17 protein-coding genes are annotated in these 16744 nt (G+C 65.4%); 12 read left to right on the forward strand and 5 right to left on the reverse strand.

Annotation, left to right across the window (positions count from 1 at the left end; genetic code table 11):
• Positions 1-1155 carry an iron-containing alcohol dehydrogenase gene (locus M2331_RS03610; protein WP_181559014.1) on the reverse strand — a complete coding sequence of 385 codons (1155 nt, stop codon included), beginning with the start codon at positions 1153-1155 and terminating at the stop codon, positions 1-3.
• A gap of 366 nt (positions 1156-1521) precedes the next feature.
• Here M2331_RS03610 and M2331_RS03615 point away from each other — a divergent pair, with 366 nt between their 5' ends.
• The 7 genes from M2331_RS03615 to ligA all read left to right on the forward strand — a co-directional run bounded on the left by M2331_RS03615 (position 1522) and on the right by ligA (position 9010).
• Positions 1522-2049, forward strand: coding sequence for a helix-turn-helix domain-containing protein (locus M2331_RS03615; protein ID WP_181559015.1), 528 nt, complete (start codon positions 1522-1524; stop codon positions 2047-2049).
• A 273-nt stretch (positions 2050-2322) separates the two neighbouring features.
• Positions 2323-2742, forward strand: coding sequence for a hypothetical protein (locus tag M2331_RS03620; protein WP_181559016.1), 420 nt, complete (start codon positions 2323-2325; stop codon positions 2740-2742).
• A gap of 335 nt (positions 2743-3077) precedes the next feature.
• Positions 3078-3377 (forward strand): hypothetical protein, encoded by a 300-nt coding sequence (locus M2331_RS03625; protein WP_181561347.1) that lies wholly within the window; start codon positions 3078-3080, stop codon positions 3375-3377.
• Positions 3378-3718: 341 nt separating this feature from the next.
• Complete coding sequence (locus tag M2331_RS03630; protein WP_181559017.1) at positions 3719-4504, forward strand: outer membrane protein assembly factor BamD; 786 nt, start codon at positions 3719-3721, stop codon at positions 4502-4504.
• A 72-nt stretch (positions 4505-4576) separates the two neighbouring features.
• Positions 4577-6241 (forward strand): DNA repair protein RecN, encoded by a 1665-nt coding sequence (gene recN, locus M2331_RS03635; protein ID WP_181559018.1) that lies wholly within the window; start codon positions 4577-4579, stop codon positions 6239-6241.
• A gap of 160 nt (positions 6242-6401) precedes the next feature.
• Entirely contained in the window at positions 6402-6812 is a 411-nt protein-coding gene (locus tag M2331_RS03640; protein ID WP_264592279.1) for an endonuclease domain-containing protein, read from the forward strand.
• The gene (ligA, locus tag M2331_RS03645; protein ID WP_181559019.1) at positions 6809-9010 is read left to right on the forward strand and encodes an NAD-dependent DNA ligase LigA; all 2202 of its coding nucleotides are present in this window, start codon (positions 6809-6811) and stop codon (positions 9008-9010) included. The genes M2331_RS03640 and ligA overlap by 4 nt, the downstream gene beginning before the upstream one ends.
• Positions 9011-9022: 12 nt before the next feature.
• On the opposite strand, the gene M2331_RS03650 is transcribed toward ligA, so the two are convergent.
• From M2331_RS03650 to M2331_RS03660, 3 genes are all read right to left on the reverse strand, one after another.
• Positions 9023-9886 (reverse strand): dienelactone hydrolase family protein, encoded by an 864-nt coding sequence (locus tag M2331_RS03650; protein WP_181559020.1) that lies wholly within the window; start codon positions 9884-9886, stop codon positions 9023-9025.
• 74 nt (positions 9887-9960) lie between these two features.
• The gene (locus tag M2331_RS03655; RefSeq protein WP_181559021.1) at positions 9961-10974 is read right to left on the reverse strand and encodes a 50S ribosomal protein L11 methyltransferase; all 1014 of its coding nucleotides are present in this window, start codon (positions 10972-10974) and stop codon (positions 9961-9963) included.
• A gap of 73 nt (positions 10975-11047) precedes the next feature.
• Complete coding sequence (locus tag M2331_RS03660; RefSeq protein WP_264576289.1) at positions 11048-12406, reverse strand: methyl-accepting chemotaxis protein; 1359 nt, start codon at positions 12404-12406, stop codon at positions 11048-11050.
• A 240-nt stretch (positions 12407-12646) separates the two neighbouring features.
• Between M2331_RS03660 and sdhC the strand changes: the two genes are divergently transcribed.
• The 3 genes from sdhC to sdhA are packed head-to-tail and all read left to right on the forward strand — an operon-like array spanning position 12647 to position 15287.
• Positions 12647-13081, forward strand: a complete 435-nt coding sequence (sdhC, locus tag M2331_RS03665; RefSeq protein WP_181559023.1) for a succinate dehydrogenase, cytochrome b556 subunit — start codon at positions 12647-12649, stop codon at positions 13079-13081.
• The gene (sdhD, locus tag M2331_RS03670) at positions 13081-13470 is read left to right on the forward strand and encodes a succinate dehydrogenase, hydrophobic membrane anchor protein (RefSeq protein ID WP_181559024.1); all 390 of its coding nucleotides are present in this window, start codon (positions 13081-13083) and stop codon (positions 13468-13470) included. The genes sdhC and sdhD overlap by 1 nt, the downstream gene beginning before the upstream one ends.
• Before the next feature lie 2 nt (positions 13471-13472).
• The gene (gene sdhA / locus M2331_RS03675; RefSeq protein ID WP_181559025.1) at positions 13473-15287 is read left to right on the forward strand and encodes a succinate dehydrogenase flavoprotein subunit; all 1815 of its coding nucleotides are present in this window, start codon (positions 13473-13475) and stop codon (positions 15285-15287) included.
• A 164-nt stretch (positions 15288-15451) separates the two neighbouring features.
• Here the strand turns inward: sdhA and M2331_RS03680 are convergent, their stop codons facing one another.
• Complete coding sequence (locus M2331_RS03680; RefSeq protein ID WP_181561349.1) at positions 15452-15613, reverse strand: YdcH family protein; 162 nt, start codon at positions 15611-15613, stop codon at positions 15452-15454.
• Positions 15614-15856: 243 nt separating this feature from the next.
• Between M2331_RS03680 and M2331_RS03685 the strand changes: the two genes are divergently transcribed.
• Complete coding sequence (locus M2331_RS03685; protein WP_264588476.1) at positions 15857-16084, forward strand: YdcH family protein; 228 nt, start codon at positions 15857-15859, stop codon at positions 16082-16084.
• A gap of 120 nt (positions 16085-16204) precedes the next feature.
• Positions 16205-16669 carry a DUF1465 family protein gene (locus M2331_RS03690; RefSeq protein WP_264588477.1) on the forward strand — a complete coding sequence of 155 codons (465 nt, stop codon included), beginning with the start codon at positions 16205-16207 and terminating at the stop codon, positions 16667-16669.
• Positions 16670-16744 lie beyond the last annotated feature (75 nt).

Below are 16744 nucleotides of genomic sequence, written 5' to 3' on the forward strand. Positions count from 1 at the left end.
CTATAGCGCAGCTTCGTAGATGGCGCGCGCATCGGATTCGGTGACCTCGCGCGGATTTCTGATGAGCAGTCGTTGCACGGTCATGGCGGCGGCAGCCATTTTGGGCACCGCGTTGGCGCCGATGCCGAAGGCGGACAAGTGCCGCTCGATGCCGATGGCAGCGGAAAGGTGCTCGATCTGCGCGATGCCGGTCAGCGCGTCAGCCTCGTCATTGCCGGTCCGCGCCACGCCTAGGGCGGCAGCGACCTCAGCATAGCGAGCGGGGGCGGCAGGCAGGGTGAAGCGCAGCACGTGGGGCAGCAGCAGCGAGTTGGCGACGCCGTGGGGAATGTGGAATTCGCCGCCGAGCGGATAGGCCAAAGCGTGGACCGCCGCGGTGTTGACCGGGCCAAGGCACATGCCGCCAAGATGCGCGGCGCGGAGCATAGCATCGCGCGCCTCCAGATCGGTGCCGTCCATGCAGGCCCGTTCGAGATGGCCGGCGATCAGGCGGATGCCTTCGAGCGCCCAGGCATCCACAACGGGGTGGGCAAAGCGGTTGGCATAGGCCTCGATGCAATGCGTCAGCGCATCCAGCCCGGTCGCGGCGGTGACGGCGCGGGGCATGGAGACGGTGAGTTCAGCATCCAGATAAGCGAAATCCGGCACGAGATGATCGCTGACTACGCCCTTCTTCAGTTCCGCCGCCACGTCTTCCAGAATGGCGATGGGCGTGACTTCGCTGCCTGTGCCGGCGGTGGTCGGGATGCAGGCGAGCGGAATGGCGCGACCTTGGAAAAGGCCTGTGCCGATGACGTCATCGATGCCCTGCGCGCCATCCATCAGCGCGGCGACCAGCTTGGCGACATCCATCGCACTGCCGCCGCCCAGTCCGATGATGAAGCCGGCTTGGCTCTCGCGCGCCGTCGCCATGGCAGCCTCGAAATCAGCGAAGGTCGGCTCGCCGGCGATGGCGTCGAAAATCGTGGCGGCGCAGCCGGCTTTGGTGAGTTCGGAGGCGAGTGCTTCGCTGAGTGCACGCAGAGGGCTGCCGGAGACGATCAGCGCGCTTGCGGCGCCGGACGCGACGACATCGGTTGCGCAGGCCGGCAGAAGACCGGCACCGATGCGCACCGTGCGGACATTGCGCAGGCTCAAAAGCTGTTCAGATTGCAAGGCTCACCTCTCCATCCCATCCCGTCTCTCTCTCGGTAGCGCGCGGCGTGCTGTCTTGATCTAGGCGGCAATATGCTTTGCCGCGCTCGTATCGGCACTTGGTGGCGGAGCCAAAGGGCGAAAGGGACAAGCCGGCTGAGTTAACGAGCGCATGCGGCGACAGTGCTAACCTCGTCGCGCCTTTTCGCCTCCGAAATGGAGGCAATTTACTAAATGCCGGGGGCGGACTGGGTTAGCGTCTCCTGCTCGATCGACAGGAAGGAACCCATGCCACGCTCCGGCACCTTGCAGGGCATAAGACCGGTGCCGCACCGCGCCATTGCAAGCCGCCCAATGACGTGTCCCCGTTGACCGTGGAGGGGCGGGGTGACGGAGCCAGATCGATCCGGCCAGGCGCGCCGTCATCGTGCGGCCCGGCTGATTCAGGAAGCTGCAGACCGCATCGAGGCCGCGCGCCATCTGCTTGAGATGGAGCAGGAGGTTGCGGAAGGGGCCGGTGCGAGGCCCCTTGCCGACGGTGCGTTGCCGGTTGGGCTGCTCAGTCACGCGAACGAGCCGATGGCAGTTGCCCATCTGAATGCGGCCCTGGCACTGCGGGGCCATATCTGTGCGCGCCTGCTCCTGCGCCTGATTGCCGAGCCTGACCGGCTGATCCCGCTCGATGAACTTGCGTTGCTCCTGGATCGCGGTGCGATGTCGCGTGCGGCGATCAAGGTTCACATCTCAACGCTGCGGGCTGCGCTCAGCGAAAAAGGCCTCGCCGGATCGGCGATCGAGACAGGCCGCCGTAGCTATGCCTTTCGCGCGGCGATGCTGCCGGCGCTGTCCAACATCCTCGAAGCGTGCCGTTTTGGTGCTGATTCCGGCAGGAACGAATCAAAACGGGACAGATGAGGTGGGCCCCCATCGCATCGCTCCATCGACCCGTCCTTTAGCGGTTGACTTCCCGTGATCACGGCGCACAAAGTGAAGCTCGCATAACATAATGTTGCCTTAGAAAGCCAAAAAGGCTTCTAAAATTGCAGGGTCGCACCAGATGACAATCGACTTCAAGACATGACGGGCCGCCGCTGACTGCCACGCGTTTGAGAATGATGTTGAGGCAGGGATAGGCGAGGAGACACGGGTTCAGTGTGAACCCCGCGAATATCCCAGGGACGGATCGTGATGTTCGATACAGCCAATAAGCCGCGCCCACCGGGCGTGGACGACGATGCGCGCGCTTGTCTGCCGGATGACCCGGTGATCGAGCGGGCGCGGCGTTTGCAGGCCCTTATGGGCCAGCGCAGTGCCCTCTTTCCAGAGCCGGTGATGGCCGATGACGCCATGGCGGCCATGCTGACGCTGTTCCTTGCCCAGAGCGAGGGGCGGACGGTCTCCCGGGCATCGTTGAACGGCGCGCAGGATCTGCGCAGCGATCCGCAAGACGAGGTGGTTGCAGCGTTGATCAAGGCAGGTCTGGTCCGCGCCGGGTCGGCGGGAGCGGGCGGGCCTGCGGTCGGGGAAGACGATGGGATCACCCTGACCCCGATGGGATCGGCGCGAATGCGCAGTTATCTCGGCGACCATCGCGGTATTGGGCAATGAGCGGTCAACCCGACCACCTCACGGGTCTTATTCCCGCCGCTCGGCCCGGTCCTCCCGGTCAGTGAGCGCGGCTGGTGACGATAGGCGCCCCCTGTCTGGTGGTTACGGGACATGCGCCGGCAGAGACGGTGGTCTATCCGCCGCCTCTTCTCACAGCGGCGGCGCATCTTTCGCGCGCGGGGTGTTTCCCGCGCGGCGAGGGTAGTCCGATGCCGAATCGAAAGTTTTTTGACGTGCCCAATATCGTGCAACGCGACGCCGCAGCCCGGCCGGACGCGCCGGCTGATCCTCGCTCCGCGGAAGCCTCGAGCGTTCTGCGGGCCAAGGCCGGCCGCATGCATATGCTCGGCCGTCTGCGCAGCAAGCATTTCTACACGCCCGTCATGGCCGATCGCGCCATGGACGTGATGCTCTCTCTTTTCGTTGGTGAACTGCAGTCCAGTCCGGTGAGCGACACGGCCCTGGCCGTGGGCAACATGCTCAGCCCGGCTGAGGCCGCTGCAGTGATCGACAAACTGGTCCAAGCGGGGCTGGCTGTCGTTGCGGGTGAAGAACCCGAGCGGCGGACGGTCGGGCTAACGCCCCTCGGGTCCGCGAGGATGCGGAGTTATGTCAGCGACCACCCGGACGTCTGACAGCTTCGCAGGTCGACGACCGGCCTGAACCGTGTGCCGCCATCCCCCACGCTGGCGTGCGCATTCCCCGGTTCGGGTCGGGCGTCGACCGTTTTCTGCTCCGCAAGGTGCAGGCCGCGTCGTCGCTTCCCACCTCCCACACAGAGAGCGGCGGCGCGGTTTGCGGGCGGTGCACCCGTATGGGGAGAGATTGCCGGCGCCCATTCAGCCGCTCTCGTTCAGCGTCGGTTCAACGGGCCGGTCCTTGTTTCGCGCGCCATGCATCATCTGTCTTCTGCCCGTGGCGCAAAGCGCTCATCATTCGCTTGGCGCGGTCCGGTTGCTCGGTTAAGAGGCTGCGCATGACCGTTACACCGCTGCGTCGTGGCCGGCTGATTGCCGCCAGCCTGATCTCACTCGCCTTGCTGGCCGGCTGCGCGCGCAGTTCGAACCGCGTTGATACGCGCTATGTCGCGCGCGACGTCAGCACGCTGTATCTGGCGGGCCAGCAGCGGCTCGACAATGGTCGCTTTGCCGAGGCCGCCGTGCTGTTCGACGAGGTGGAGCGCCAGCATCCTTATTCGCCCTGGGCCCGCCGCGCGCAGCTGATGAGCTCGTTCAGCTATTATGCCGCGCGCAATTATCGCCAGTCGATCCAGTCGGCCCAGCGCTTCCTTTCGATCCATCCGGGCAACCGCGACGCGGCCTATGCCTATTATCTGATCGCCTTATGCTATTATGAGCAGATCAGCGACGTGACGCGCGACCAGAAGCTGACGCTTCAGGCCCGCGATGCGTTGAACGAGCTGGTCCGCCGCTACCCCGATTCGCGCTACGCGTCGGACGCCCGGCTCAAGCTCGATCTGGTGAACGACCATCTCGCCGGCAAGGAAATGGAAGTCGGCCGCTTCTACCAGCGCCGCCGCGAGTGGATCGCCGCCGCGATGCGCTTCCGGCAGGTCGTCGACAATTACCAGCAAACCAGCCACACGGCAGAGGCGCTGCACCGTCTGGTCGAGAGCTATCTGGCGCTCGGCATGCCGGAAGAAGCCAAGCGCGCCGCTGCGGTGCTGCAGACCAACTATCCCGATTCGGACTGGTATCAGCGCTCCTACCGCCTGATGACTCAGCACGCTCCGAGCGCCTGATCTCTTTCCGGCGCGTTGCGCTGGCGAAGGCGGGTGACAGCATGAGGGCAATGGATTAGCTCTGCACCGCATATGCTGACCGGCCTCTCGATCCGTAACATCGTGCTCATCGAGGCGCTCGATCTCGTGTTCGAGCGAGGGCTGACCGTGCTCACCGGCGAAACCGGCGCGGGCAAGTCGATCCTGCTCGATGCGCTGGGCTTGGCGCTGGGGATGCGGGCCGATAGCGGCCTCGTGCGCGCCGGTGCCGATCAGGCCAGCGTGACCGCGACATTCGATCCGCCGGCGCCCGGTTCGGCCCTGGCCATCCTGCTGGCCGAAAGCGACGTTGCTCAGGAACCGGGCGAGCCGCTGCTGATCCGCCGCACGCTCAAGGCCGATGGCGGCAGCCGCGCCTTCATCAACGATCAGCCCTGCTCGGCGGCGCTGCTGCGCGATGTCGGCGCCTATCTTGTCGAGATTCACGGCCAGCATGATGAGCGTGGCCTCATCAATCCGCGCGGGCATATGGACCTGCTCGATGCCTTTGGCGGTCTGGATGCCGGAGCGGTACGCACCGCACACGGCGTCTGGCAGGCTGCGCAGGCGCGGCTCACCGAGGCCCGCGAGACGCTGGAGAGCGCCGCTCGTGAACGCGATTATCTCGCCCATGCTGTGGCCGAACTGACAGCCTTCGCGCCCGAACCGGGAGAAGAGGAGACGCTCGCCACCGAACGCGCCGACATGCAGAAAGGTGCGCGCCTCACCGAGGACATGGCCGCGCTCGACGATTTGCTCGGCGGATCGGACGGTGCGCTGGCCAAGCTGCGGCAGGCAGCGCGGCGGCTGGATCGGATCGGCGAGGAGCATGAGTTGCTCACGCAGGCGCTGGCTGCCTTCGATCGCGCCGTGATCGAGGCCAGCGAAGCGGAGGAGCATCTCGCGCGGGCTGGCGAGGCGCTGTCCGTCGATCCCACGCGGCTCGACGCGATCGAGACCCGCCTGTTCGATCTGCGGGCCTTGGCGCGCAAGCATCAGGTCGCGGCCGACGATTTGGCCGATCTGGCGGCGCGGATGAGCGATCAGCTCGCGCGGATCGATGCGGGCGAGGCGGGGTTGGCCGATCTTGAACGGGACGTCGCGGCCGCGCGGCAAGCATATGAAGCCGCGGCGCAGGCGCTCAGCGATGGCCGCCGGGAGGCCGCTGCCCGACTGGACGCGGCGGTCGCCGGCGAACTGGCCCCGCTCAAGCTGGATGCCGCGCGCTTCCGCACCGATGTCGAGCCGCTGCCAGAAGGGCAATGGCGCGCGTCCGGCAAGGATCGGGTCGAGTTCATGATCTCCACCAACCCCGGCGCGCCCTTCGCGCCGCTGACCAAGATCGCCTCGGGCGGCGAATTGTCGCGCTTCATCCTGTCCCTCAAGGTTGCACTCGCCGCGCAGGGCAGCGCGGGCACGATGATCTTCGACGAGATCGACCGGGGCGTCGGCGGGGCCGTGGCCGGCGCGATCGGCGAGCGGCTGGCGCGGCTCTCCGGTGGCGGGCAGGTGATCGTCGTTACTCACTCCCCGCAGGTGGCCGCACGCGGCGCAGCGCATCTGCTCATCGCCAAATCCTCGCAAGGCACCATCACCCGCACCGGGGTCCATCCGCTCGACGACGCCGAACGCCGCGAGGAAATCGCGCGCATGCTCTCCGGCGCCGAGATCACCAACGAAGCGCGTGCACAGGCCGAGCGGCTGCTGGAGGGGGTGTGAGGATGGTGTCGCCGTCCAGCACCACCCCCGACCCCTCCTCGGAAGAGGAGGGGAGATTGCGTCGCGCTGACAATCTGCACCTGGTCAGCCTACAGGCTGGCGTCACGCCGCAGCTTGCCCCCCTCCTCTTTAGAGGAGGGGCCGGGGGTGGTGAACGCCCATGAACCCCGATCGCCCCACCATGCTCGCGCGGGCTTCCCGGATGCGCCGCGAGCCAACCGAGCCGGAGCGCCGCCTCTGGCAGCATCTGCGCGCCTCACAACTCGGCCACAAGTTCCGCAGGCAAGCGACGATTGACGGCCGGATTGTCGATTTCTTCTGTCCGCAAAAAGGCTTGGTGGTGGAGGTCGACGGCCAGACCCATCTGCCTGAGCTAGACGCGGCAAGAGACCAACAAATGAGAGTGAACCAGGGTTTCTCCACCCTGCGCTTCAGTAACAGCGATGTGATGACAAACATGGATGGCGTTTTGGCCCACCTGCGCGCGAAGCTCGATATGCTCCCGGATCGATGGCAGGCAGGCACCACCCCCGGCCCCTCCTCTGAAGAGGAGGGGAGGAAAAGCGCATGACCGACCCCCACACACTCACCGAAGCTGAGGCCGCGAACCGCCTCATGCGGCTCGCGAAGGAAATCGCGAAGCACAACGCGCTCTATCACGCCAATGACGCGCCCGAGATCAGCGATGCCGCTTTCGACGCGCTGGTGCGCGAGAATAATGCGCTGGAGGCAGCTTTCCCGCATCTGATCCGTGCGGACAGCCCCAATCGGCAGGTGGGCGCTTCGGTGGCGACGTCTGCGCTCGCCAAGGTGCGGCACGAGAAGCGCATGATGAGCCTCGACAATGCCTTTGCGGACGAGGACGTGGCGGAATTCGTTGCGCGCGTGCGGCGGTATCTGGCGCTTGGTGAATACGAGCCGGTCATGATGACGGCGGAGGACAAGATCGACGGCCTGTCGCTCTCCATCCGCTATGAGGACCGCAAGCTCGTCCGTGCGGCGACGCGCGGCGATGGCGAGGTGGGCGAGGATGTCACGCCCAATGTTGCGCATATCGGCGATATTCCCCAGATCCTGCCCGTCGACGCGCCGGCCATCCTGGAGGTGCGCGGCGAGGTCTATATGGAGAAGTCCTCCTTCACCGCCCTCAATGCGCGGCTGATGGACGAGGCCCGCGCGACGGCCGAGGAGCGGGGCGAGGCATTTGATCCCGAGGGCGTCCGCCAATTCGCCAATCCGCGCAATGCCGCCGCCGGATCGCTGCGCCAGAAGGATGCGAGCGTCACCGCCAGCCGTCCGCTGCGATTTCTTGCCCATGGCTGGGGCGTGGTCAGCGATGATGGCCTGCCTGCGGATACGCAATATGGCGTTATGAAAGCGCTGGAAGGTTGGGGCATTCCAGTGTCGCGACATCTGGTGCTGTGCGATGGCAGCGCGGCGATGCTGGCGCATTATCGCGCCATCCAGCAACAGCGCGCGGACCTGAATTACGATATTGACGGCGTGGTCTACAAGGTGGACCGGCTGGACTGGCAGGCGCGGCTCGGCTTCGTCGCCAAGGCGCCGCGCTGGGCGATTGCGCATAAATTCCCTGCCGAACAGGCCGAGACGACGTTGGAAGCCATCGACATTCAGGTCGGCCGCACCGGTAAGCTGACGCCGGTGGGGCGGCTCAAGCCGGTGACGGTCGGCGGGGTGGTGGTCCAGAACGTCACGCTGCACAATCGCGACGAGATCGCGCGGCTGGGCGTGCGGCCCGGCGACCGGATTCTCGTCCAGCGCGCCGGCGATGTGATCCCGCAGGTCGTGGACAATCTGACGCGGGATGCGGAGCGGGCGCCCTATGTCTTCCCCGATCATTGCCCGGAATGCGGCAGCGAGGCGGTCGCGGAGGAAGGTGAGGTCGATGTGCGCTGCACGGCGGGCCTCATCTGCCCGGCCCAGCGCATCGAGCGGCTCAACCATTTCGTCAGTCGCGGCGCGATGGATATCGATGGCTTGGGCGACAAGACCATTCGCGAGTTCTTCGCGCTCGGCTGGCTGGAGCATGGCCCGGCCGACATTTTCCGGCTCAGGCAGCATCGCGCCCATCTGCTGGGCCGCGAGGGCTGGAAGGAGAAGTCGGTCGACAATCTCCTCAAGGCCATCGAGGACCGGCGCGCGCCCGATGCCGCGCGGCTGCTGTTCGGCCTCGGCATTCGCCATGTCGGCGCGGTAACAGCGCGCGATCTGATGAAGGCATTCGCGACCCTGCCGGTGCTGCAAGCGTGGTCGATGCTTGCCAATGCCGACCGGCTTCCGTTCGCATCGAGCGAGGTTGAGATGCTGATGCGCGAACGGGTCTCGACTTCGCTCGACCCGAACGGGGACGCTGTCCAACAGGCGAAGGCTACGCTCACCGCGATCGAAGGCATCGGTGGCGCCGTTGTCGAGGCGCTGGGCGACTTCTTCCATGAGGAACATAATGTCGCGGCGTGGGACGACCTGCTCTCGCAGGTTTCGCCGCCGCCTTATGTCGTGGATGTGAAGGCCAGCGCTGTCTCGGGCAAGACCATCGTCTTCACCGGCAAGTTGGAGACGATGAGCCGCGATGAAGCCAAGGCGCAGGCCGAGGCGCTGGGGGCCCGGTCCGCCGGATCGGTCAGCGCGTCGACCGATCTGGTGGTTGCGGGGCCGGGCGCCGGCTCCAAGCTCAAGAAAGCCGCCGACCTCGGGATCGAGGTGATCGACGAGGCCGCCTGGGCTGAGATCGTGCGGAGCGCCGGCTAGGGCGCCCCTGCGTCAGGCCAGCGCTGTGCGGTACATCGCAAGCAACGCGGCCCAGGCCTTTTCCGCCGCGTCATGGTTATAGGCCTGGCTGCCGGGCACGCACCAGCCATGGTCGGCGGGGTAGACCTCGACCGTGGCGGTCTTGCCCGCCGCATCGAACGCCTTGCGCAGGATCGTCTTGGATTCCGGCTCCTTGGCATCGTCATTCTGCGCCACCGCGACGAGATAGGCGGCATCGGTCTTGGGGATGAGCAGATGCGGACTGCTCGGCTGGTCGGTGGTCAGGCCTCCGCCATGGAAGCTGCCGACCGCGCCGATCCGCGCCGAAGCGACGGCGGCGGTGCGGAAGGAGAGCGGACCGCCCATGCAATAGCCCTGCACGCCGGCCTTGCGGTCCTTGTCAACCTGCGGCTGCGCGTCGAGGAAGCCGAGATAGGCCGCCGCGTCATGATCGACCGCGGCATCGCTCATGGCGGCGCGATAGCCGAACAGGATCTTGCGCGACTCCGGATTGCTGAAGTCGAATGTTCCGTCGATCACCGGCGCGACGGCGTTGCGGTAGAAGGGATTGGGGACGAGGACCACATAGCCCTCGGCTGCCAGACGCCGGCCCATCTCGCGGAACACCGGGCGCAGGCCCATGATGTCCGGCCACATCAGCACGGCGGGCCAGGGGCCTGTGCCGGCGGGGTGGAAGAGGGCGGCATCGGCAGAACCGTCGGGCGTTTTGATGGTCACATTCTTCTCAGTGACGTTGGCGACGGCCTGCGCGGTCGCCGCCCCGGCCAGACCGACGGCCGCACCGGTGGCCATGAACATGCGCCGGGTGACGCTCCAATCCTCGACCAGGCCCTGATGGATGTCATTGTCGCACATGCCGAATCTCTCCCTCGCAGCGTCAGGCGGGGATGGTCGGTCGGCGCGGGCGCCCTGTCAATGCGCAGCCGGTCTTACCAGCTGCCGAAGCCGGGCGCGGCGCCATGATCGCCCGTGCGCCAGCGCGTCGTGCGGCGCCAGCCGAAGCGATGGCGCTTGCGCAGCACCAGCGTGGGCCAATCGCCGTGATCGAACCGCCAGATCAGCACCATGCCCTGCGCGCGATAGGCAGCCTGCACGCGGCCGGCCTGACTATCCAGCAGGCCCGCCAGCATCAGCGTGCCGCCCTCGGCGACCTGTGCGGAGAGGCTTGGCGCCAACTCGATCAACGGCCCGGCGAGAATATTGGCGATGAGCAGATCATAAGGCGCAAGGCCTTGAATGAGCGGATGCTCGACCCCCGGCGCGGCGACCAACCGCAGCGCCCCCGCGCCGACCCCGAGCGGAACACCGTTCAAATCGGCATTTTCGGCCGAAACGTCCACCGCGACAGGGTCGATGTCCGAGGCCAGCACATGAGCGCGGGGCCACAGACGGTTGGCGGCGAATGCAAGCAGGCCGGTGCCGGTGCCGATGTCCGCAATATTGCCATAGCGCATACCCCGCGCCTTGAGGTCGGCCAGCGCCAGCAGGCAGCCGCGTGTCGTCTCATGCTGGCCGGTGCCGAAGGCGCGGCTGGCGGGGATGAGAAAATCGATGCGGTCGGCGCGCGGACTGTCCGCCCTGTCATGGCGGACATGGAAAGGCCCGGCGGTCATCGGCTCCAGACCGGCCTGGCTCTGCGTCACCCAGTCGGTGTCCGGCAATTGCGCGAGCGTGTAGGGGGTGGCGGCGCCATCAGGCATCAGCACCGCAATGGCGTCGACAGTCGCGCGCGTTGGCTTGGTTTCGAAGATGATGTCAAGCTGCCAGGCATCGGGCTGGCTTTCGTCCGGCTCGCTGGCCAGAATCGCGGGCGGGGAGGGCCAGTCGATGAACAGCGGCTCGGCCTCAAGCTCGAACCGCTCGGCGACGGCGCGCGTGCAGGAAAAGGTCATCTGCCAGGGCATCGCGGGCGTGACGCTGGCGGTGGAGGAACGCTTTGTCATACCCTCTCTCTAGCCGATTTGGCCGGCAAGGGGAGAGAGAATGGACCGTGTCGCCCCCCGCGGAGCGGATTTGTCAGACGGCGCGTCGGATTGGCGGATAAGCCGGCTGCGGCTCTGCCTGGGCGTCGGTCGCCGGTGCCATGGAGACCACGAAATTGGCCGAGCGCGTGCGCAGGGCGCCGAGCAGGTTGCGGACTTCGGTGAAGCCGCTTTCCAGCTCGTCGATCTCCGAGGCGACGATCTCCGTATCCTGCCGGATCGCCGAAATGTTCGATGACATGGAGTCGGCGGCAAGCGCCGTCTCGTCCACGGCAGCGGTAATCATCGTTACGGTTTGCGATTGCGCGTCCATCGCGGTGCGGATGCGCATGCCCATGGTCTGCACGTTGAGCACGGTTTCGCGGATGCGTTCGTTGGTCTCGACCGTATGCCGCGTGGCGTTCTGGATGGCGGCGATCTTCTGCGCGATGTCGTCGGTGGCGTGGGCGGTCTGGCTCGCAAGCGACTTCACTTCCTGCGCGACGACGGCAAAGCCGCGTCCGGCATCGCCGGCGCGCGCGGCCTCGATGGTCGCGTTGAGGGCAAGGAGATTGGTCTGCCCGGCAATATCGCGGATCAGGCCGAGGATCGATTCGATGGACTGGGCGTGATCGCTCAGCGCGGTCGAGACATTCACGGCCTCGCCGGCCTGCTCGGAGGCCAGGGCGGCGACTTCCGCCGCCTGGTCCACTTCGGTGCGGGCTTCCTCGATGGCGCGGATCAGGCCGGAGCTGGTGTGCGCAGCTTCGCGCATAGCGATGGCCGATTGTTCGGCAGCGGCGGCGACTTCGGAAGCCTTATCGAGCATCCCGCGCGTGGCGTTCGAAGATTCGCGGGCCTGTTCGCGCAGGCGCTCGCCCAGTTGCGCGGCCAGATCGATTTGGGTGTTGAGCAATTCGGAGAATTTGTCGCGCTGGCGTTGGCGCTCGATCCGGTCCTGCTCGCGGATCGTGTCGGCGTAAAAGGCGCAGCACACTTCCGCTTGCACCAGCGAGATGAACCGCATGGCGGCCAGCAGTTCCGAGCGCTCATCACGATCGGCTACAAGCTCCGTCAGGATATCACGGACCTTGTCGACCACGCGGTTGATGATGACGATCTGGGTACGGATGGAGACATCGCGCGCCAGCATCTTCATGACGCCGGTCCGCGCCATCTCCGTCCATTCTTCTCCGGCGAAATCGCTGAGCAGTGTTCGATGGAAGGTTCTTGCGCCCTGCCGTGTGGCTTCCAGCTCCGCCGGGCCGACCGCCGCAAGGTCGATGCAGTGGAGGTACACCGTCATGGCGGTGTCGCCCAATTCGTCGATGCGGTCTCCGAGATAAGCCAGGATCTGACGCGCCCGCCCCGGCAATGTCGCTTGGGGGTCGAACTCCTGCAGCCGTTCAGCCATTGAAATCGTGTCGCTTTTTCCTGCGATCATGGCCTCGGTGCCCCTTTTGTCCTGCCATTTGCCGGGTCGTATGGGGTGGCGTGATATCGGCCTTTCGTTAATCGAGGGCTAACACCCCCTGTTTTCCATGTTCATCGGGACCTCAGTCTGCACATTGGTGACATGGCGCCAGCGAGCGTTTGCAGTGCAGCAGCTTTGCGCTAAAGGGGCGCATTCTTTCACGAACAGGACTGCTCGATCATGGCGCAATCCGGGCGAAGGCCGCTTTCCCCGCACCTCACCATCTGGAAGTGGGGCCCGCATATGCTTCTTTCCATCCTCCACCGCGTGACGGGGGATGGCATGGCGATTCTGGGCGGCCTCGGCCTGACTTGGTGGCTGTATGCAGCGGCGAGCGGATCGGCGGCCTATGCGAACTTCCAATATTATGTCTGGCAAGCGGACGCCGGTGATCTGGCTGGCCTGATCGCCAATGTGATCGCGCGCATCGTGCTGATCGGCCTGACCTGGGCGTTCTTCCAGCACATGCTCTCGGGCCTGCGCCATCTGGTGATGGACATGGGCGCGGGCTTTGAGCTGACGGCGAACAAGCGGTGGTCGAAGGTCATTCTCGCCGCCTCGGCGCTGGCGACTGTAGCCTTCTGGGCGTGGATCTTCGTGGGGAGGGCATTCTGATGGGCAGCGGAACCAGACTGGGCCGCGTGCGTGGCCTCGGCTCGGCACGGAGCGGCACGCATCACTGGATCGCCCAGCGCTTCACGGCGATCGGCAATCTGCTGCTGGTGAGCTGGCTGCTGGCCAGCCTGGCGCTGCTGCCGGCGCATGACCATGCGGCCATCACCGGTTGGCTGACCCAGCCCATCGTCGCGGTGCCGATGATGCTGATGATTGTCAGCGTTTTCTATCACATCCGCCTCGGTCTTCAGGTGCTTATCGAGGATTATGTGCATGATGAGGGGCTGAAGTTTGCCACGCTCATCCTGCTGCATTTCTTCGTCATCGGCTGCGCCGCGGTCAGCCTGTTCTCTGTCGCGAAAATCGCCTTGGCCGGAGGGGCGCTCTAATCATGACGCAAGCCTACAAGATCATCGATCACACCTATGACGCCGTCGTCGTCGGCGCCGGCGGCTCGGGCCTGCGCGCCACCATGGGCATTGCCGAGAGCGGCCTCAAGACGGCCTGCATCACCAAGGTGTTCCCGACCCGCAGCCACACGGTCGCGGCCCAGGGCGGCATCGCGGCGAGCCTCGGCAATATGGGGCCGGATCACTGGACCTGGCACATGTACGACACGGTCAAGGGCTCGGACTGGCTCGGCGACCAGGACGCGATCGAATATATGGTGCGTGAGGCGCCGGCGGCGGTCTACGAGCTGGAACATGCCGGCGTGCCGTTCAGCCGCACGCAGGAAGGCAAGATCTACCAGCGCCCGTTCGGCGGCATGATGCAGAATATGGGCGAAGGCCCGCCGGCCCAGCGCACCTGCGCGGCGGCGGATCGCACCGGCCACGCCATGCTGCACGCGCTCTACCAGCAGAGCCTGAAGTATGACGCGGACTTCTTCATTGAATATTTCGCGCTCGACCTGATCATGGAGGACACGCCGGACGGCCCTGTCTGCCGTGGCGTCATCGCCCTCTGCATGGATGATGGGACGATCCATCGCTTCCGCGCCCATTGCGTCGTGCTCGCTACGGGCGGCTACGGCCGGGCCTATTTCTCGGCCACCAGCGCCCACACCTGCACGGGTGACGGCGGTGCCATGGTGCTGCGCGCCGGCCTGCCGCTGCAGGATCTGGAGTTCGTCCAGTTCCACCCGACCGGCATCTACGGTGCAGGCGTGCTCATCACCGAGGGCGCACGCGGCGAAGGCGGCTATCTCACCAACTCGGAAGGCGAGCGCTTCATGGAGCGCTATGCCCCGTCCGCCAAGGATCTCGCCTCGCGCGACGTCGTGTCGCGGTCCATGGCGATGGAAATCCGTGAGGGTCGGGGCGTCGGCGCGAACAAGGATCACATCCACCTGCACCTCGATCATATCGATCCCAAGGTGCTGGCCGAGCGCCTGCCGGGCATTACCGAGAGCGGCAAGATCTTCGCGGGCGTGGACCTGACCCGCCAGCCGCTGCCGGTGGTGCCGACCGTCCATTATAATATGGGCGGCATTCCGACCAATTATCATGGCGAGGTTGTCACCCGGAAGGGCGACAATCCCGATCATGTCGTGCCGGGCCTGTTCGCGGTCGGTGAGGCTGCCTGCGTCTCGGTACACGGCGCCAATCGCCTGGGCTCAAACAGCCTGATCGACCTCGTGGTGTTCGGCCGGGCGACCGGCAAGCGTATTGCCGAGATCGTGAAGCCCGATACGCCGCACAAGCCGCTGCCGAAGAGCGGTGACGAGCTGGCGCTGGGTCGTCTCGATCACTTCCGCAATGCCAAGGGCGGCACGCCCACGGCGCAGATCCGCCTCGACATGCAGCGCACGATGCAGGCTCACGCCGCCGTGTTCCGCACCGAGGAGCTGATGGCGGAAGGTGTCGAAAAGCTCGGCAAAATCTACGAGGGCATGACGGACATCGGGGTCACCGATCGCTCGCTCATCTGGAACAGCGATCTCGTCGAGACGCTGGAGCTGGACAACCTCATTTCGCAAGCCAGCGTCACCATCCACGGCGCGATTGCGCGCAAGGAAAGCCGTGGCGCCCATGCACGCGAGGATTATGCCGATCGCGACGATGCCAACTGGATGAAGCACACCCTTGGCTGGTTCGACGGCTGGGGTGGCAAGGGCGGCAGCGTGAAGCTCGATAGCCGTCCGGTGCATGACTACACGCTGACCGACGACATCGACTATATCGCGCCGAAGAAGCGCGTTTACTGATCGGGCTCCATCGCGATGGCGTGCCAACAGAGCGTCCCGCACGATGTGGCTCCGGCAGGCGTTTTCAGCTTGGTCGTTGGGGGATCGTCAGTCGTCTGACGATAGCCGGGCTGGCCAGAGCAGGGGCGACCAGCGCCCCTACCTGGCTGTCATAGCCCTGGCGCTCAGGTCGCTGCGGAAGCGAGTGCCTGCTTGATGCGCAACTTCTCTTTCTTGAGGGTGGCGAGCCGGTAACTGTCCGGCGCAGGACGGGTAATCTCGTCCTTGATCCGGGCCTCCAGCCCGGCATGCTTGGCGTGCAGTGCGGAAACGTGGCTTGTGTCCATCATGTCCTCCTTGGCCATTGCTTCAATGGAGGTTCAGTAGATCACCAATCGCGCCCGCTGTCTCTGGCAATTGCGCGAAGCTGCGATAAATCGAGACCCGTCATGCGGTGTCACGTTCTTTCGTTAAACATTCTTTCTGCGGGCAGACAGAAGCTTGCGGGCGCGCGAAAGAAAAGTCGCTAACCACCTTCTTTTGTTGCGCAGTTGCGCATTGCCGCGCCAAGGGTGCCCTGCCATGTAGGCGTGCCGTTCAGAACTGGGGGCGAATCGGTGTTATCGATCGAGGAAATCGAGCAGCGGCTGGAAGCCTTGCGTGTCGAGCATCGCGATCTCGACTGCGCGATTGCGGCTTTGGGCCAGCTTTCCTTGCCCGACCAGCTTCAGCTCGCCCGCCTCAAGAAGCGCAAGCTTCGCCTGCGCGACGAGATCACCATGCTGGAAAACAGCCTGATTCCCGACATTATCGCCTGACCGCCCACGGGTATAAGCGGCCGCCGGATCGACGGGAACACCCATCCAGATGGTATATTGAAGGTTAATCGACCTGACGTTCCGCCCGGCTTGTGGCAGCACAGGCTCATGAACGACTCGATGCCCCCGCACGTGCTTGACCGTCAGCTTGTCGACGCCCTGTATGTCGATGCCATGGTGCTGGCTGATGAGGCGCGCTCCTATTTCGATGATCGCGCCGAGGAGCATCGTCAGTCGCTGGGTCGCATCGGGTGGGTCGATTTCTCCTGCGAATCGATAAAGGTGACGACGCGACTGATGCACGTCATCGCGTGGCTGCTCACGCAGCGCGCGATTTTCAACGGCGAGATGCGCGAATCTGTGCGGGAGGAGGAGCGCTATCGGCTTGGCCCGGCCGCCCTCACGCCGCTCGACGTGTCCTGCCAGTTCAACGCAGAGATGCGCGCGCTCATCGCCAGCTCTGAGGAGCTGTACGCGCGAGTGGCGCGCCTCGAGCGCCAGTTCCTGGCCCGCAGGTCCCGCTTGTCGGCGATGCCGATCAATCCGGCGCATGTTCTGCTGACGCGGCTTGAACGGGCCTTCTGAGCCATCCGGCCGGACAGCCCGCCGCAAAACGGTGCGTCACGCGCGAATGCTGCTTGCAGTCCTGCGACAAGCTCA

This window comes from Sphingobium sp. B10D7B (assembly GCF_025961955.1).
In the GTDB taxonomy this organism is placed as follows: Bacteria; Pseudomonadota; Alphaproteobacteria; order Sphingomonadales; family Sphingomonadaceae; genus Sphingobium.

What these genes read in the sequence shown, in the direction of transcription:
- M2331_RS03680 (WP_181561349.1), bottom strand. Translation starts at nt 15,613, where the DNA reads ATGGACACAAGCCACGTTTCCGCACTGCACGCCAAGCATGCCGGGCTG.
- M2331_RS03690 (WP_264588477.1), top strand. Translation starts at nt 16,205, where the DNA reads ATGCCCCCGCACGTGCTTGACCGTCAGCTTGTCGACGCCCTGTATGTC.
- M2331_RS03630 (WP_181559017.1), top strand. Translation starts at nt 3,719, where the DNA reads ATGACCGTTACACCGCTGCGTCGTGGCCGGCTGATTGCCGCCAGCCTG.
- recN (WP_181559018.1), top strand. Translation starts at nt 4,577, where the DNA reads ATGCTGACCGGCCTCTCGATCCGTAACATCGTGCTCATCGAGGCGCTC.
- sdhD (WP_181559024.1), top strand. Translation starts at nt 13,081, where the DNA reads ATGGGCAGCGGAACCAGACTGGGCCGCGTGCGTGGCCTCGGCTCGGCA.
- M2331_RS03655 (WP_181559021.1), bottom strand. Translation starts at nt 10,974, where the DNA reads ATGACAAAGCGTTCCTCCACCGCCAGCGTCACGCCCGCGATGCCCTGG.
- M2331_RS03625 (WP_181561347.1), top strand. Translation starts at nt 3,078, where the DNA reads ATGCATATGCTCGGCCGTCTGCGCAGCAAGCATTTCTACACGCCCGTC.
- sdhA (WP_181559025.1), top strand. Translation starts at nt 13,473, where the DNA reads ATGACGCAAGCCTACAAGATCATCGATCACACCTATGACGCCGTCGTC.
- M2331_RS03640 (WP_264592279.1), top strand. Translation starts at nt 6,402, where the DNA reads ATGAACCCCGATCGCCCCACCATGCTCGCGCGGGCTTCCCGGATGCGC.
- M2331_RS03620 (WP_181559016.1), top strand. Translation starts at nt 2,323, where the DNA reads ATGTTCGATACAGCCAATAAGCCGCGCCCACCGGGCGTGGACGACGAT.
- ligA (WP_181559019.1), top strand. Translation starts at nt 6,809, where the DNA reads ATGACCGACCCCCACACACTCACCGAAGCTGAGGCCGCGAACCGCCTC.
- M2331_RS03660 (WP_264576289.1), bottom strand. Translation starts at nt 12,406, where the DNA reads ATGGCTGAACGGCTGCAGGAGTTCGACCCCCAAGCGACATTGCCGGGG.
- sdhC (WP_181559023.1), top strand. Translation starts at nt 12,647, where the DNA reads ATGGCGCAATCCGGGCGAAGGCCGCTTTCCCCGCACCTCACCATCTGG.
- M2331_RS03650 (WP_181559020.1), bottom strand. Translation starts at nt 9,886, where the DNA reads ATGTGCGACAATGACATCCATCAGGGCCTGGTCGAGGATTGGAGCGTC.